Raw genomic sequence first — 16,347 nt, 5'->3', positions numbered from 1 at the left:
ACTTGCCGAGAAGCGGCACCGCACCGGCCGGACTTGCTTCCACCCCGAGGCAGTGCCGACGGGCGGGTGACACGGGAGGATTGACCCGGCGGACACCGCTCGACGTCACGGGGGACACATGGTCACACTGCCACGCCAGGGAAACGGCGAGCCACGCGCCAGAGGGCACATGGTCGTGTGCGGAGACGACGGGCTGGCGCGCCGGCTCGCCTCAGAACTACGGGAGGTCTACCGCCAGCGGGTGGTGCTCGTCATCCCCGCCGAGCAGGCCGAGCACGCCGAGCGACACGTGGCCGACGCCGGGACGGCGGTGACCGACACGATGAGTGGCGCCATGGTCCTCCCCATACGGGTGGAGACCGCGCGGGCCCCCACGACGGAGGTACTCCTCGACGCGGAGGTCGACAGAGCCGCCGCCCTCGCCCTGCTGTACGAGGACGACGAGACGAACCTGCGTGCCGCGCTCGCCGCCCGTCGTCTCAGTCCCGGTCTGCGTCTCGTGGTCCGCATGTACAACCGCAAGCTCGGCCAGCACCTGGAGGAGCTGCTCGACGAGGCGGCCCTCGTGGCCGTGCCCGGTATGGACAGGGCGGCGTTGGACGCCTCCACGACCGTACTCTCCGATGCCGACACCGCCGCGCCGGCGCTCGTGGCCACCGCCATCGCCGACACCAACAAGGTGGTGCAGGCCGACGGTCTGCTCCTGCGCGCCGCCGAGCGCCCGGTGCCGGGCCGGGGCGAAGTGCCGGATCCGGGACTGTGCACGCTGGCCCTGCTGTCCTCGACGGCGGCCGACCCGGCCGGCGCCGAGGGCTCGGACACGAGCGGGACGCCCGCCCCGGAGCTCCTCCCCGACGACCGGACCGTGCACGGCACTTCGGGGCGCGGCACCGTCGTCCTGGAGGCGGTCCGCCGCGACGGACCCGCGATGCCCGCGCGCCGCCTGTCCCGACGGGGCGTGCCGCTCGGGGAGGTGATCTCGGCCCGCCTGCGGTGGGCGCTCGCCGGCATCGTCGCGGCGGTGCTCGCCCTCAGCGTCACCACCACCGTCCTCACGGACGCGGACCCGGTACACGCCACGTACCTGACCCTCCTCGACCTGTTCTCCATCAACGACCCCGCACTCGAGGACTCCACCACCCGGCAGATCCTGCAACTCCTGTCCGGCCTGGTCGGACTGGCCCTGCTGCCCCTTCTGGTGGCCAGTGCCCTGGAAGCCCTGGGCACCTTCCGCACCACCGGGGCACTGCGCCGCCCGCCCCGCGGCCTGTCCGATCACATCGTGCTGCTGGGCCTGGGGAAGGTCGGGGCACGCGTCCTGGCCCGGCTGCGCGAGCTCGACATCCCTGTCGTCTGCGTCGAGAAGGACCCCGACGCACGCGGCATCGCGCTCGCGCGCGACCTGGGCGTGCCGGTGGTCGTCGGCGACGTCACCGAGGACGGTGTCCTGAACACGGCCCGTATCCACCGCGCCGCCGCCCTCCTCGCCCTCACCAGCTCCGACACCACCAACCTGGAGGCCACCCTCGCCGCCCGCGTCATCAAGGGCGACGTGCGGGTGGCGCTGCGGCTGTACGACGACGACTTCGCCACCGCGGTCTACCGCACGCTGCGCTCCGCCCACCCCGAAGCCGTCACCCGCAGCCGCAGCGTCTCCCACCTGGCCGCCCCGGCCTTCGCCGGCGCCATGATGGGGCGGCAGATCCTGGGAGCGATCTCCGTCGAGCGAAAGGTGCTGCTCTTCGCCGCGCTCCCCGTCGCCGGACATCACCAGTTCGAAGGCCGTACGGTCACCGAGGCCTTTCGGGCCGGCGCGTGGCGGGTCCTGGCACTCGACACGGCGGGGCCCGAGGCCCGCTCCCCCGACCTCGCGAACACGGGCCAGGACGGCCACCCCTCGCTGCTCTGGGACCTCCACCCGGGACACGTCCTGCAACCCCAGGACCGTGTCGTCATCGCGGCGACGCGCCGAGGACTCGCGGAGCTGCTCGACCCCTCCGCATCGTCCAGGCGGACCGCACGGTGACGAGTCCGGGTTACGTGTGCCCTTCCGGGCCCGACATCCCCCATGACGGAGCAGCGCCGAGGAAGGTAACGACATGCCCGACACCAGCCTGCGATCCCGCCGGGCGCGCCCGGAGGCGTCCTACGGCGATCGGCAGCCCGAGTTCGTGGTGACACTCGACGACGGTCCCGCGCCCGAGGACGACGCGGTGCTCGCCGACTCGGTCGGGCTCGCGCTCCTCGTCGTCCTGGAGTCGCTCGGACCGAGTGAGCGCCTGGCGTTCGTCCTGCACGACCTGTTCGCGGTGCCGTTCGACGAGATCGGCCGAATCCTCGGCAAGTCCCCCGACGGCGTGGTCGTCGCCCTCGGCGTCACCAAGGTCGCCGCGGGCGCGCACGTGTCCGCCGGCGCGGCCGCGCAGGGACGAGCGGTGCTCGTCGACGGCCTCCCGGGGATCGTTTCCCGGCACGAGGACGGCACCCCGCTCTCGGTCCTCGCGTTCACCGTCGTCGGCGACCGGATCACCGCCATCACGGTCGTGATCGACCCGGCCGAGCTCGCCCTGATGGACCTGCCGGATCCCGCGTGAGTTCCTGCCGGCGGGCCGTCAGTGGGGTAGGCCGACCGCGCGTTCGCCGCTGCGGCGCTGCTGGATGACGACGGCGATGACCAGCAGCGCGCCCTGGGCGACGTTCTGCCAGAAGGTGTTGATGCCCTCGACCGTCAGACCGTTCTCCAGACATCCGAGCAGGGCCACCGCGAGCAGGGTGCCGCCGATGCCGCCCTTGCCTCCCTTGAGGGCCGCGCCGCCGAGCGCCGCGGCGGTGATGGCCTTCAGTTCGAGGCCCTCGCTGCCGGAGACCGGCTGACCGGAGCCCGTACGGGCGGTCAGCAGGATGCCCGCCACCGCGGCCACGACACCGATCAGGGTGTAGACGCAGATCAGGTACTTGTTGATGCTGATGCCGGCCAGCCGTGCGGCGGTGTCGTTGCCGCCGATCGCGTAGAGGTTGCGACCGATGTCGGTGTACTTGAGCAGCAGGTGGACCGTCGCGGCCACGACGATCAGGATCCAGACCATGGCCGGGATGCCGGCGATCTTGCCACGCCCCAGGAAGACGAAGATGTCGTCGTTGAGGACGTAGCCCTGGGCGCGGCCGTCGGACAGCAGCTGGGCGAGGCCCTTGTACGCGGCGAGGCCGGCGAGCGTGGCGATGGTGGGATTGACCCGTCCGTAGACGATGACCAGACCGTTCAGCGCGCCGACGAGAACACCGACGCCGACAGCGGCGGCCATGCCGAGCAAGGCGCTCGAACCGGTCGTCGTGAACACCATCGCGCTGACGACCGACGCGACGCCGACCTGCGAGCCGACGGAGATGTCGAGTCCGCCGCAAATGATGACCACGGTCTGCACGATGGCGAGCAGTCCCGTGATGGTGGCCGCTTCGGCGATCACCTGCATGTTGGACAGGCTCAGGTAGTTGTCGTTGAGGAGGCCGAACAGGGCGAGGACGACGACGAGTGCGCCGATGAGGCTGATGTTCTGGCCGTCGACGCCGGCAAGGAACCTGGGCCGGCGCGAGGCGCGGCCGTCACGGTCCCGGGGGTTCTTCGCGGCCGGTACGGGGGTGCTGGTGAGGGTCATGACGATGCTCCGGTGCCGGCTCCGACGATGTCGTCGGCCATGGCGAGTTCGAGGATGGCTGCTTCGGTGGCTTCGCCGCGGTCGAGTTCGCCGGTGATCCGGCCGCCCTGCATGACGACGACCCGGTCGGCGAGGCCGAGGAGTTCGGGGAGTTCGGAGGAGATGACCAGTACCGCGACGCCCTCGGCGGCCAGGTCCGCGATGATCTGGTAGATCTCCGCCTTCGCGCCGACGTCGATGCCACGCGTCGGCTCGTCGAGGATCAGCACCTTCGGTTTGCGCGCCAGCCACCGGGCCAGCACGACCTTCTGCTGGTTGCCGCCCGACAGCTTGCGCACCTCGTGGTCGATCGACGGGGTGCGCACCCTGAGCCGATCGGAGTACTCCTGGGCGAGCCGCCGTTCGGCCGTCCGCCGGACGAACCGGAAGCGCCGCAGCCGGTCCAGTACGACGAGGGTGGCGTTGTCCTTGACGGACTGCTGGAGGAACAGCGCCTGCGCCTTGCGCTCCTCGGGCGCGAGACCGAGTCCGGCCCGGATGACGTCCCCCGGTCGGCCGCTGCGCAGCGGCACCCCGTCCAGCGTGGCGGTGCCACCGCGGACGGGCAGGTCGCCGGCGAGCGCCAGGGCGAGTTCCGAGCGTCCGGCTCCGATCAGGCCCGCCAGGCCCACGACTTCACCGGCGTGCACACGCAGCGAGATGCCGGTCACGTCGTCGGTCGTCAGGTTCCGGACGTCGAGGACCAGCCGGTCCGTGGCGACCCGCTGCCGTACGAACAGGGCGGAGAGATCGCGGCCCACCATCAGGCGGACGAGCTCGCTCTCGTCCGTGGTCCGGGCGTCCTGGACACCGACGAGGCTGCCGTCGCGCAGGACCGCGATGCGGTCGGCGAGCTGGAAGATCTCCTGCATGCGGTGCGAGACGTACACGATCGCGATGCCCTCGTCGCGCAGCCGCCGGATGAGCGCGAACAGCGCGTCGACCTCGTGCTCCGACAGGGAGGACGTGGGTTCGTCGAACGCGATGAGCCGGGCAGGGGTGCCACCGGTCAGCGCGCGCATGATCTCGACCAACTGCCGCTGGGCCGGGGTGAGCTGAGAACCGGTCAGGTCGGGGTCGAGTACGTGCGCGAAGCCCAGGCGGTCAAGGTCCGCCCTGATCCGCCGGTCGAGCTCAGCCCGGTCCAGGACGCGCCCCCGCTTGCGGGGCAGGGCGCCGGCGTAGACGTTCTCCGCGACCGAGACGTGCGGGACGATCTCGGGTTCCTGGGGGATGATCCTGATGCCGGCGGCTCGGGCACGGGCCGGGGAGTCGAGCGCGACGGGCTCCCCGTTCACGAGCACGTGCCCCTCGGTGGGCTGGTGGTCGCCGGTGAGGATCTTCAGCAGCGTGGACTTTCCCGCGCCGTTCTCTCCCATCAGGGCGGTGACCTGTCCGGCGGGGAAGTCGAGCGTGACGCCGCCGATCGCCCGCACCTCGCCGAAGCGCTTGACGATGCCGGACACCCCGACGGACGAGGAGGGGGATCCCGCGGGTGGCGGGCCGTCGTGGGATCCCGCGGCGGAGGCCGGGTGATGCGATGGGCTCATGTCTCGGTTCACCTCGAAGGCAGAAGGGAGAAGGCAGACGGGGGTGGTCACCGGCCGGCGGCGCTTCCGTGGTGGCCGCCGGCCGGGAACACTCACCCGCAGGTGAGTCCGGCGCTCTTCCACGAGCCCTTGTCGACCATGGTGGTCGGGGCGAAGACCTCGGCAGGGAAGTCCTTGCCGCTCTTGAGCTTGTCGTACATGGTCTGGACGGCCAGGGCGCCGACGTCCTTGCCGTTGATGAAGAGCGCGGCCTTCATGCCGGACGGCTTGTCCGACTGCCACTCCTTGCAGGCCAGGTAGGCGCCCAGGCCCACGCCGACGACGCGGTCGGGGCTCACTCCGGCGTTGGCGAGCGCGGTGACACCACCCATCACGTTCTCGTCGTTGCAGCCCCAGACCACCCAGTTCTTCACGCCCGCGTTGGCGGTGACCGTCGCGGCGATCTTGTCCTGGGCTCCGGTGGGCGTGTTGTCGGTGGGGACGTCGATGGTCTTCACGCCGGGCACGGCCGCGTCGAACGCCTTCTTCGCGCCCGCGACCCGGTCACCGCAGACCGTCACGTCCTGCTTCCAGGCCGAGACGACCCGGGTGTCGGCGGCCGTCCAGCCGGCCTTCGCGAACTCGGCGGCGGCACGCTTGCCGACCTCCTCGCCCATCTGGGCACCGCTGAACCCGATCCGGGGAACGAGGTCGCTCTTGCCGCAGGCGGCGGGGTCGGGGCCGGTGGTGCAGATCTGGTCGTCGGAGGTCAGGAGCGCGACCTTGCCGTCCCGCGCGGTCTGGACGACCTGCGGGCCGACGGCCGGGTCCGGTACGACGATGATGACGCCGTTCGTCTTCTGGGCGATTGCCGACTGCACTTCGCTGACGGTCTTGTTGGCGTCGTTGCCCAGGTTGACGACCTTGAGGTCGATGCCGAGCTCCGCGGCCTTCGCCTTCGCGCCGGCGGCCTCGCCGATGAAGTACTCCTGGTCGCCCTGCTTCTGGAGGTACGTGATCGAGATCTTGCCGTCGACCTTGGCGACCTGGTCTCCGGTGGCGCTGTCCGCCGTCTGGCCGGACGAGCAGGCCGTGCTCAGTCCGAGCGTGACGAGAAGTCCGGCGGCGGCCGTGCGACGGGGGGCGGATCGGAACATCGGGGCTCCTTGATGCGGGCAGCGACCGGCGCGCCCGGGGGACGTGCGGGGCCGGTCGGGGAGGGAGGAGAGGAGAGGGAGGGAAGGAGAGGAGCGGGCCGGGAGGCGCGGGGCGCCTCACCAGAGCATCACAAACCCTCGAACTCAAACAAATTCAAACGCTCAGCTCCATGACACAACGCAACACCCGAGCCGTCAAGGGTTCCGACAAGCCCGAGACGAGTCCGTAATTCACCGCCTGGATTTCTCAACACCCCAAGGGAATGGGAGAGTTGACGCACTGGCATGCTCATGACATTCTTTCCCGAAAAATCAAACAGGAAACACCACTGAGCCCACCCGACTGGCTCCGGCCGCCCCTCCCGGGGAGACCGGAGCCATGAACGCGCCTACTTGTTGACGGCGAAGCCCTGGTCCTTTCCGTACGTGACGCTCGCGTCCTGCCAGGCCTTCAGGCCGTCGGAGAGCTTGGTCGGGGAGACGTAGGCCTTGCCGACGGTGTCATTGAAGATCGAGTTCGCGTACACCTGGTAGGGCAGGTAGTTCCAGTCGGCGCCGACGTTGCGGGCGGACTCGGCGAAGATCCGGTTGGCCTTCTGGCCGCCGAAGTACGGGAACGGGGCGTCGAGGAACTCCTTCGACTCCAGGTCGGCCCGGGTGGCCGGGAAGGCGCCCGCGGCGACACGGGCGCTCGCGCCGGCTCCCGTGGTCGCGAACTCCGTGAAGGCGTAGGCGAGTTCCTTGTTCTTGGCGGCCTTCGGCATGGCGAGCGAGCTGCCGCCGTTCTCCGCGCTCGCCTTGGCGCCCTCCGTCCACTGCGGGAGCGGGGCGACCCTCCAGTCGCCGGAGGCGGAGGCGACGCCGGACGTGAGGTTGGCCGGCATCCAGGCACCGATGGAGAGGGTGGCGATGGAGCCGTCGGCCAGGCCCTTGTACCAGGCGTCGCTCCAGGAGCTGATCGGCGCGACGAGCTTCTCGTCGAGGAGCTTCTGCCAGGTCGCGGTGTACGTCGCGGTGCCCTCGTCGCCGAAGTTCACGGTGACGTCGGTGCCGTCCGTCTTGTACGGGCGGCCACCGGCCTGCCAGATGAGACTGGTGGTGGCGCCGGCGTCGCCCGTGTCGTTGGTGATGAAGATCTTCGGGTCGGCCTTGTGGAGGGCGCGGGCCGCCTCCACGTACGCGTCCCAGGTGGTCGGCACCTTGATGCCGTGCTTGTCGAAGACCTTCTTGTTGTAGAAGAACGCCATCGGACCGGAGTCCATGGGCAGCGCGTGGATGGCCTTGTCGTCGGAGACCGCGTTCCACGGGCCGGGCGTGAAGCTCGTGCCGTACCGCTTGGCGCCGTAGGGGGAAAGGTCCTCGACGGACTTGCCGATCGTGAACTGACCGAGGGCGTAGTACTCGATCTGCGCCACGTCGGGGGCGCCGGAGCCGGCGGCTATCGCGTTCTGCAGGGCGGTGTACTGCTTGTCGCCGGTACCGGCGTTGACCAGCTCGATGTCGACCTTGGGGTACTTCTTCTCGAAGTCCTCGGCGACCTTCTTGAGCGTGGGTTCCCAGGCCCACACCGTCACCTTGCCGCCCTTCTCCAGGGCTGCCTTGACGTCCTTCGGGCCGCCGCCGGCGCCACCGCCGTCCGAGGCGTCGGAGCCGCAGGCCGTTGTGGTGAGGGCGAGGGCGGAGATGGCGGCGAGCGCGGCGAGGAGTCTGCGGGTGGTGCGAGTGCTCATGGGGTGTGCTCCTGGTCGGTGGTGCGGGCATGCGGGGCGGGAGGGTGCGGGGCGGGGCGAGAGGTGTGCGGAGGGCGGTGCCGGGAGTGCGGGAGGGGGCGGAGCCGTCATTCCTTGACGCTGCCGGCGGCCAGGCCTGACTGCCAGAACCGCTGGAGCAGCAGGAAGATCGCGACGATCGGAACGATCGTCAGCAGGGAGCCGGTGATGATGAGGTCGAAGACGGCCTCGCCGCCGGCCGTCTGGGCCTGGGCGTTCCAGGCGTTGAGGCCGAGCGTCAGCGGGTACCAGTCGGGGTCCTTGATCATGATCAGCGGCAGGAAGTAGTTGTTCCAGGTCGCGACCATCGAGAACAGCAGCACCGTGACGGTGCCCGGCATCAGCAGCGGCAGCGCGATCGTGAAGAAGGTGCGCAGCTCGCCCGAGCCGTCGATGCGTGCGGCCTCCAGGAGCTCGGCGGGGACCGCCTCGGCGGCGAAGACCCACATCAGGTAGAGCCCGAAGGGCGAGATCAGGGACGGGATGATCACCGCCCAGGGGGTGTTGGTCAAGCCCATGTTGCTGAACATCAGGAAGGTGGGGACGGCGAGCGCGGTGCCGGGCACGGCCACGGCCCCGAGGACCACCGCGAAGACCGCCCGGCGGCCCGGGAACTGGTACTTGGCGAGGGCGTACCCGCCGAGGACGGCGAGGACGGTGGCGCCGCCCGCGCCGGCGGCGACGTACAGCAGGGTGTTGAGCAGCCAGCGGACGAAGACGCCGTCGTCGTACGTGAGGGTGCGGGTGATGTTGTCCCAGAGGTGCGTGTCGTCGGCGAACCAGAGGCCGAAGGAGTCGAGCAGTCCGTTCTGGTCCTTGGTGGCGTTGATGAGGAGCCACGCGAGAGGGAGCAGGGTGTAGACGAGGACCAGGCCGGTGACGGCGGTCAGCGGGATGCTGGGCCGGGGGTTGAGCGGGGTGCGCGGCATCCGCCGCTTCCGGCGCCCGGCCGCCGGTGCGGCCGAGGCGGAGCCGTCGGCGGAGCCCGTAGTGGACGCCGTGCCGGAGCCCGTGTCGGAGGCCGAGGTGGACGCCGTGGTGGACGCCGTCGTCGCGAGGGAGGTGTTCATCGGCTCAGCCCTTCCGCATGCCGCGCAGCTGGACCGCGTAGGCGATGATCGCGGTGATCACGCCCATCACGATCGCCACGGTCGCCGCGTAGTTGTGCTGCTGGCCCGCGAAGGACAGCGAGTAGGTGTAGAGGTTCGGGGTGAAGTCACTGGTGATCGCGTTCGGGGCGAGCTTCTGGAGGATGCTCGGCTCGTTGAACAGCTGGAAGCTGCCGATGATCGAGAAGATCGTGGCGATGACGAGCGCGCTGCGGATCGCCGGCAGCTTGACCGAGGTCACGACGCGCCACTCCCCCGCACCGTCGATCGCCGCCGCCTCGTAGAGCGAGCGGGGCACGACCTTGAGCGCCGAGTAGAAGATCAGCATGTTGTAGCCGACGAACTCCCAGGTCACGATGTTGCCGATGGACGCGAGGACCAGCGAAGGCGAGAGCGGGTCGGGCAGCGTGATCCCGAATGCGTCGTTGATGTTGCCGACGAGGCCGAACCGCGTGCCGTACATGAAGCCCCAGATGAGGCTGGCGACGACGGCGGGGACCGCGTACGGCAGGAAGACCGCCACCCGGAAGAAGCTCTTGCCGTAGAGCCGGCCGCTGTCGATCGCGAGGGCGACGAGCAGCGCGATGCCGAGCATGACCGGCACCTGGATCAGGAGGAACAGGCCCACCCGGGCAAGTCCGTCCCAGAAGCGCGGATCGGTGAGCGCCTCGCCGTAGGCGTCGAGTCCGACGAAGGAGGTGCCGCCGATGAGCCGGTCCTTGAAGAGGCTCAGGTACAGGGCGTATCCGATCGGCGCGAGGAACACCAGGCCGAAGACCGCGACGAACGGGCCGACGAAGCCCCATCCGACCAAGGCCTCCTTGCGGAGGCGGGAGCGGGCTCGGCGGCGGGGCGGCGGGGCCGCCTGTGCTGACGTCGACAGGAGCGTCATGGTGGTTCCTTGCGTCGGTGACCGACCGGTCGGGAACGGAGCGGGGAAGCAGAATCTCCGGGCCGGAAGGCTGGAAGAAGACTGAGCCGATGAGTCGATGTTTACGTAATCATCGATGGCCTGATGTTTGCACCACCCTCAGATGGGCGTCAAGCACAAGGACGTAGCGATCAGGCGGAATTCGGCTGCCGAGCGCCGACAGGCCGCGGATTCATGCCGTCGAGGCGGCCGCGCGGCACCTGGCGACCCCGCGAAGGCGCGAGGAAGGACCGCAGGTCGGAACGGGCGGGGACGGCACTCCCCGGCCCGGCGGCGTCAGCAGATCGCGCCGGGCCGGGCCGCGGTGGCCTTGAGGAGCTCCCGCAGCAGGCCGAAGTCGACGCTCTCCGGCGTGCGGAACCGCAGACAGCCCTTGCCCATGTCGTGACCGGCCAGCCGTTCCTCGAACGCCTCACGAACGTCACTGCGCATGAGATAGAAGGAGATGTACTGCTTCTGGCTGGCAAACGCGATCTCGCAGGCGCCGTCCCGCTCGTATGCGGGCATCCCGTACGCCATGACCTCGCCGAAGCCCACCAGCTCCTCTCGGCACAGCCGCCGCATTCTGGTCAGCGCGTCCCTGCGTCCCTCAGGGACCTCGGCCAGGTAGCCGTCGACGTCACTCGCCTTGCTCTGCACCATTCCGTGAGGCTATGCCGGATTCGGAGCGACCATCAACACGTCACCCGCCTCCCGGCGCCGCCGGGGTCCGTCAGGCGGGCGGAGGTGCCGTGCTGCCCCGGACCACGAGGGTGGGCTCCACGGCGAGTCGCCGGGGGCCGCCGCCTCGGCGTTCGATCTGTTCGAGCAGCAGGGTCACACAGTGCCGGCCCACGACGTCGAAGTCCTGGTGGACCGTGGTCAGCGGCGGCTCGAAGAAGGGAGCCTCGGGAACGTCGTCGAAGCCCGCCACGCTGATCTCGCCCGGCACGGACCGCCCCGCCTCGTGCATGGCACGCAGGACCCCCAGCGCCATCTGGTCGTTCGCCGCGAAGACCGCCGTGGCGTCGGGGATCTGCGCGAGCGTCCGCCCCGCCAGGTAGCCGGACTCTGCGGTCCAGTCCCCGTACAGCGTCGGGCGTACCGGCGCGCCGGCGGTGACGAGGGTGCGCTCCCACGCTTCGGCGCGCCGCCGGGCGGCGAAGGAGTCCCGCGGGCCGCTGACGTGGTAGACGGTCTTGTGGCCGAGTTCCAGCAGGTGGCCGACCACGCTCTGGGTGCCGCGGGCCTGGTCGAAGTCGACGTTCGGGTACTCGTGCCCCGTGTCGCCGTCGGCGACCACCACCGGCATGGTGGGCGGCAGGTGCAGCGACGGCGTGTCGAGCATCTGCGACTCGACCAGCACGATGCCGTCGACCGACTGGAGCATGAGGTGCCGGAAGGCCTGCCGTACGGCGGCTTCGGTCTGCGCCCGGATGCCCATGAAGTTGACCGAGAAGCCCGCCTCACGCGCCGCGTCCGCGATGGCTCCGAGCGTACGGGCGTTGCCGTGCGCGCCCACGTCGAAGCTGACCACGCCGATCGCGCCGAACTTGCCGGTGACCAGGGCGCGCGCCGCCGCGTTGGGGCGGTAGCCGAGCTCCTGCATCGCGGCCAGCACCTTCGCCCGCGTCGTCTCGTCGACGTTGTCGTGGTTGTTGGCCACGCGCGAGACCGTCTGCGAGGAGACGCCGGCTCGCGCCGCGACCTCCGCCATGGAGGGCCACTTGCGGGGCGGGCGCGAGCGGGGCGTTCTCGTTGCCTTGTCCGCCACGATCGACCGTTCCTTCCCCGGGGGCCTCAAGGACGCATGCCGACGCGCCCCATCAAGCCATGTTGACGCAAACAGGGTCCCGGGGTCAAAACCCTGATCTCTTTCGTCCGAATCCTTGACAGGCTCCCGGGCTCCTCCGAAACTTCCGGCTACACCGTGTTTACGAAAACATTGCGTAGGTCGCGGTGTTCCACACGGTCTGAACGACCGGTGTCCCCCTCCAGGCGCCGCACCGCTCCGGACCCCTTCCGGCGCGGTCGTCCGCCGCACTCTCCGCGCGGAGCGCCCGGTCCGACGCAACACCACGAGGTATCGCGCCATGCGACTCACGATCTCCGGGACGGCGGCATTCCTGTGCGCCCTCCTCCTGTCCCTGGTCACCGCCGCGGGCACCGCCCACGCCGCCCCGATGTCCCTCTCGAACGGCACCCAGTTCACCGATCCGGCCGGCAACCCCGTGCACGCCCATGGCGGCGGCGTGCTCAAGGTCGGCCAGTTCTACTACTGGTTCGGCGAGAACCGGAACACGGACAACACCTTCCGCTACGTCTCCGCCTACCGCTCCACCGACCTGAAGAACTGGGAGTTCCGCAACCACGTCCTGACCGAGGCGTCCGATCCGGAGCTCGACTGGGCCAACATCGAGCGTCCCAAGGTCGTCTACAACAGCTCCACGCAGCAGTTCGTCATGTGGATGCACAAGGAGAACGGCTCGGACTACGGGGAGGCGCGCGCCGCCGTCGCCGTCTCGTCCACGGTGGACGGCGACTACACCTGGCGCGGCAGCTTCCGCCCCCTGGGCCACATGTCCCGGGACATCACGACCTTCGTCGACACCGACGGCACCGGCTACATGATCTCCGCCGCCAACGAGAACGCCGACCTGCACGTCTACCGGCTGACCGCGGACTACACGGCCGTGGAGTCGCAGGTCCAGCGGCTGTGGGCGGGCAACTGGCGCGAGGCACCCGCCATGTTCAAGCGGGGCGATGTCTACTTCCTCCTGACCTCCGGCGCCACCGGCTGGGCCCCCAACCAGCAGAAGTACGCCACCGCCACCAGCGTCACCGGCTCCTGGAGCGACCTGAAGGACGTCGGGGACGGGACGACCTTCCGCAGCCAGACCGCCTACGTCCTGCCGGTCCAGGGCACGAAGGGCACGAGCTACCTCTACATGGGAGACCGCTGGGGCAACTCCATGGGCGGGATGGTCAACGACTCCCAGTACGTGTGGCTGCCGCTCACCTTCCCCACCAGCACCACCATGACCATGGACTACTCGCCTCAGATCACCGTCGACACCGCGGCGGGGACCGTCAGCGGCATGAACGTGCCCTGGGAGTCGCTGGCCGCCCGCAGCAGCGGCAAGTGCGCCGACGTGGCGAACTTCGACTCGGCCGACGGAGTCCGACTCGTCCAGTGGGGCTGCGGAAACGGTGTGAACCAGCACTTCTGGATCAAGAAGCTGGGCACCGGATACGTCCAGATCATGGCCCGGAACAGCGGTAAGTGCCTCGACATCGCCGGGGCCTCGGCCGCGGACGGCGCGCTCGCCGTACAGAACACCTGCAACGGCTCGGCCTCCCAGCAGTGGAAGGTCCGGACGACGGACGTCGCCGGGTACGTCGAACTCGTCGCCCGCCACAGCGGCAAGTGCCTCGACGTGTCGAACTGGTCGGGCGCCGACGGAGCCGCCCTCGCGCAGTGGACCTGCAACACGGGCGACAACCAGAAGTGGCGGCGCTCGGCGGCCTGACCGCCGCGTACGCCGTGAGACCGCCGCGTAACGCCATGAGACCGACGCGTACGCCATGAGACCAGCGCGTACGCCGTGAGACCGACGCGGGGCGGCCACCGTCCCCGGCCGCCCCGCGTCACCGCCCCTCATCTCCCCCTTCTCCCCCCCCTCTCCCCCTCTCGAAGGAGCAGGTCGTGTTCCCCACCCGCCACCGAACGGCGTCACTCCGCCGCCCTCGGCCCACCACGCGCCTGGCCGCCCTCGGCGCCGCCACGGCCCTCGTCGCCACGGCCTTCAGCGCGGTGGGGCCCGGCTCGATGCCGGCGAACGCCGCGGAGACCCCCGCGGCCCTGACCGTACGGCTCGACCCCGGCTACCAGCACCCGGCCTTCCAGGGGTGGGGCACCGCGCTCGCCTGGTTCGCCAACGTCACCGGCGGATGGCCGGATGCCCAGCGCGACGCGCTCGCGGACGCCCTCTACGGCGCCGACGGCCTGGGATTCACGATCGCCCGCTACAACATCGGCGGCGGCGACAGCCCCGAGACCGCGCCCTACATGCGGGCCGGCGCGGCCGTACCCGGCTACTGGAACCGGCCCGGCGCGGAGGCCCCCGACTGGTGGGACCCGAACCGCGCCGACCACTGGAACCCCGGTGCCGACGCCAACCAGCGCTGGTGGCTCACCGCCGCCAAGGCGCGCGGAGCCACCACCTTCGAGGCCTTCTCCAACTCGGCGCCGTACTTCATGACCAACAGCGGCCTGGTCTCGGGCGCGGTCAACGGCTGGCAGGACAACCTCCGCTCCGACCAGTACGACCGGTTCGCCGCCTATCTCACCGGCGCGCTCCAGCGGGCCCAGTCCGCCACGGGCGTCACCTTCGACTCCCTCTCGCCGATCAACGAACCGGACACGGACTACTGGCACGCGGGCGGCCGCCAGGAGGGCTCGCACTGGGACCTGGCCTCCCAGGCACGCATGATCACGACCATGCGCGCCGCGCTCGACGCGAAGGGCGTGACGACGCCGATCGCCGGGATGGACGAGACGAACCCGGGGAAGTTCCGCTCCGACTGGGAGGCGTACGCCCCCGCCGTCCGGGACGCGGTGGGCCGGCTCAACACGCACACGTACGGGACGAACGGCCGCACCGGCGTCCGGGACATCGCCAAGGGCGAGACCACGCCCCTCTGGATGTCCGAGGTCGATCTCGGCGGCAGCGTCCCCCAGAGCTTCACCTCCATGAGCCCCGCGCTCGACCTCGCCCAGCGCATCAACGACGACATACGTGAGCTGGAGCCGAGCGCCTGGGTGCTCTGGCAGGCCGTCGAAGACTACGAGAACATGACGCCGGGCCGCGAGAACTCCAACTGGGGCCTGATCCAGACCGACTTCACCCCAGACGACGCCGCGACCGAGCCCCTGCGCAAGAACAAGAAGTACTGGGCGATGGCGAACTACAGCCGCTTCGTCCGCCCCGGCGCGCGCATCGTCGACACCGACGACCCGCACACACTGGCGGCGGTGCGGCCGGGCGGGAACGGCGTGGTCGTCGTCCACACCAACCCGACCGGCGAAGAGCGTGAAGTCACGCTCAACCTCGACGGCTTCCAGACGGCCGCGGCAGGACCCGTCGAGCGGTGGACGACCGACGCGACGAAGAACCTCCAGCGTGACGGCGACGCGGCCGTGAGCGGCCGGACGCTCAAGGCCACCGTCGGCCCCGGCTCCGTCACCACGTTCGTCCTGCCCACCGTCACCGGCGTGAACCCGGCGACGACCACCGCGCCCACCGGCACACCGCGCCTGCTGCTCAACGACAACAGCGGCAAGGCGCTCGCCGTGGCCACCGTGGGCGGCAAGAGCACCGTCGTCCAACGCACCTCGGCCCCGGCGGACAGCGCGCAGCAGTGGACCTTCACCAGGCTGTCCGCCGCCGACTGGGGAAGCACCGCCGCCTTTCGGATCACCAACGCCAAGACCGGCAAGGCGCTCTCCGTCTCCGACGGCGCGCTGACCTTCGCGTCGCCCGGATCGTCCACCGCGCAGCAGTGGATCCGCTCGACCACGGGCGACGGCCACAGCACCCTGATCAACGCGGCCGGCGGCAAGCTCCTGGACGTCACGGGCGCCTCGACCGCCGACGGGGCACCCGTCGGAATCCACCAGCCGACGACCGGCGCCAACCAGTCCTGGACCTTCCCGGGCGCCGCACCGGACGTCTGGCGGACGCTGTCCTTCCGGCACAGCGCCAAGTGCCTCGACGTCAGCGGTGCCGGCTCGGAGGACGGCGCGTCCGTCGTCCAGTACGGCTGCAACGCCGGGCCCAACCAGCAGTGGTCGCTCCGCTCCACCGGCGGCGGATACGTGAACGTCGTCGCCCGGCACAGCGGCAAGTGTCTCGACGTGAGCGGTCTGTCCACGGCCGACGGCGCCGACGTCTTCCAGTACGCCTGCAACGGAGGCCGCAACCAGGAGTGGGCGGTCCGGAGCACCGGCGACGGACACCTCACCCTGACGGCCCGGCACAGCGCCAAGTGCCTGGCGGTGAGCGGCGCCTCCACGGCGGACGGCACGGTCGTGGAACAGCGGACCTGCGACGGCACCGCCGCACAGCAGCTGAGCTGACACGCGAGGAGCCGGGCTCGGACGGAGGAGCCGGGCCACCGA

General features: G+C 70.4%; 11 protein-coding genes and 1 pseudogene. 4 read left to right on the top strand and 8 right to left on the bottom strand.

Features of this window, described 5'->3' with window-relative positions:
• Window positions 1-169: 169 nt before the first annotated feature.
• Both ACIBG6_RS02160 and ACIBG6_RS02155 read left to right on the top strand, forming a co-directional pair.
• On the top strand, window positions 170-2,026 hold the full coding sequence (locus ACIBG6_RS02160; protein WP_399220554.1) for a potassium channel family protein: 1,857 nt from the start codon (window positions 170-172) through the stop codon (window positions 2,024-2,026).
• 88 nt (window positions 2,027-2,114) lie between these two features.
• A pseudogene (locus ACIBG6_RS02155) lies at window positions 2,115-2,594 on the top strand (RNA polymerase subunit sigma-70); the annotation flags it as partial.
• Window positions 2,595-2,612: 18 nt separating this feature from the next.
• Here the strand turns inward: ACIBG6_RS02155 and ACIBG6_RS02150 are convergent.
• From ACIBG6_RS02150 to ACIBG6_RS02115, 8 genes are all read right to left on the bottom strand, one after another.
• Window positions 2,613-3,653 carry an ABC transporter permease gene (locus tag ACIBG6_RS02150; RefSeq protein WP_399220553.1) on the bottom strand — a complete coding sequence of 347 codons (1,041 nt, stop codon included), beginning with the start codon at window positions 3,651-3,653 and terminating at the stop codon, window positions 2,613-2,615.
• Window positions 3,650-5,242: a sugar ABC transporter ATP-binding protein gene (locus ACIBG6_RS02145; protein WP_399220552.1), complete on the bottom strand. Its 1,593-nt coding sequence runs from the start codon at window positions 5,240-5,242 to the stop codon at window positions 3,650-3,652. The genes ACIBG6_RS02150 and ACIBG6_RS02145 overlap by 4 nt, the downstream gene beginning before the upstream one ends.
• Before the next feature lie 92 nt (window positions 5,243-5,334).
• Window positions 5,335-6,378 carry a substrate-binding domain-containing protein gene (locus tag ACIBG6_RS02140; protein ID WP_399220551.1) on the bottom strand — a complete coding sequence of 348 codons (1,044 nt, stop codon included), beginning with the start codon at window positions 6,376-6,378 and terminating at the stop codon, window positions 5,335-5,337.
• 389 nt (window positions 6,379-6,767) lie between these two features.
• Window positions 6,768-8,108: an ABC transporter substrate-binding protein gene (locus tag ACIBG6_RS02135; RefSeq protein WP_399220550.1), complete on the bottom strand. Its 1,341-nt coding sequence runs from the start codon at window positions 8,106-8,108 to the stop codon at window positions 6,768-6,770.
• Between the two features lie 107 nt (window positions 8,109-8,215).
• Window positions 8,216-9,076 carry a carbohydrate ABC transporter permease gene (locus ACIBG6_RS02130; RefSeq protein ID WP_399221158.1) on the bottom strand — a complete coding sequence of 287 codons (861 nt, stop codon included), beginning with the start codon at window positions 9,074-9,076 and terminating at the stop codon, window positions 8,216-8,218.
• Window positions 9,077-9,221: 145 nt separating this feature from the next.
• Entirely contained in the window at window positions 9,222-10,148 is a 927-nt protein-coding gene (locus ACIBG6_RS02125) for a carbohydrate ABC transporter permease (RefSeq protein WP_399220549.1), read from the bottom strand.
• 315 nt (window positions 10,149-10,463) lie between these two features.
• Window positions 10,464-10,829, bottom strand: a complete 366-nt coding sequence (locus ACIBG6_RS02120; RefSeq protein ID WP_399220548.1) for an iron chaperone — start codon at window positions 10,827-10,829, stop codon at window positions 10,464-10,466.
• A 70-nt stretch (window positions 10,830-10,899) separates the two neighbouring features.
• Window positions 10,900-11,883: a LacI family DNA-binding transcriptional regulator gene (locus ACIBG6_RS02115; protein WP_399221157.1), complete on the bottom strand. Its 984-nt coding sequence runs from the start codon at window positions 11,881-11,883 to the stop codon at window positions 10,900-10,902.
• A gap of 376 nt (window positions 11,884-12,259) precedes the next feature.
• On the opposite strand from ACIBG6_RS02115, the gene ACIBG6_RS02110 reads away from it, so the two are divergent.
• Both ACIBG6_RS02110 and ACIBG6_RS02105 read left to right on the top strand, forming a co-directional pair.
• The gene (locus tag ACIBG6_RS02110) at window positions 12,260-13,696 is read left to right on the top strand and encodes an RICIN domain-containing protein (RefSeq protein WP_399220547.1); all 1,437 of its coding nucleotides are present in this window, start codon (window positions 12,260-12,262) and stop codon (window positions 13,694-13,696) included.
• 176 nt (window positions 13,697-13,872) lie between these two features.
• The gene (locus ACIBG6_RS02105) at window positions 13,873-16,305 is read left to right on the top strand and encodes an RICIN domain-containing protein (protein WP_399220546.1); all 2,433 of its coding nucleotides are present in this window, start codon (window positions 13,873-13,875) and stop codon (window positions 16,303-16,305) included.
• The last annotated feature ends 42 nt before the right edge of the window (window positions 16,306-16,347 follow it).

Source organism: Streptomyces sp. NPDC050842 (assembly GCF_044456565.1).
Taxonomy (GTDB): domain Bacteria; phylum Actinomycetota; class Actinomycetes; order Streptomycetales; family Streptomycetaceae; genus Streptomyces.
Note: the sequence above shows the minus strand (reverse complement) of the source record. Positions and strands in the feature narration are given on the sequence as shown.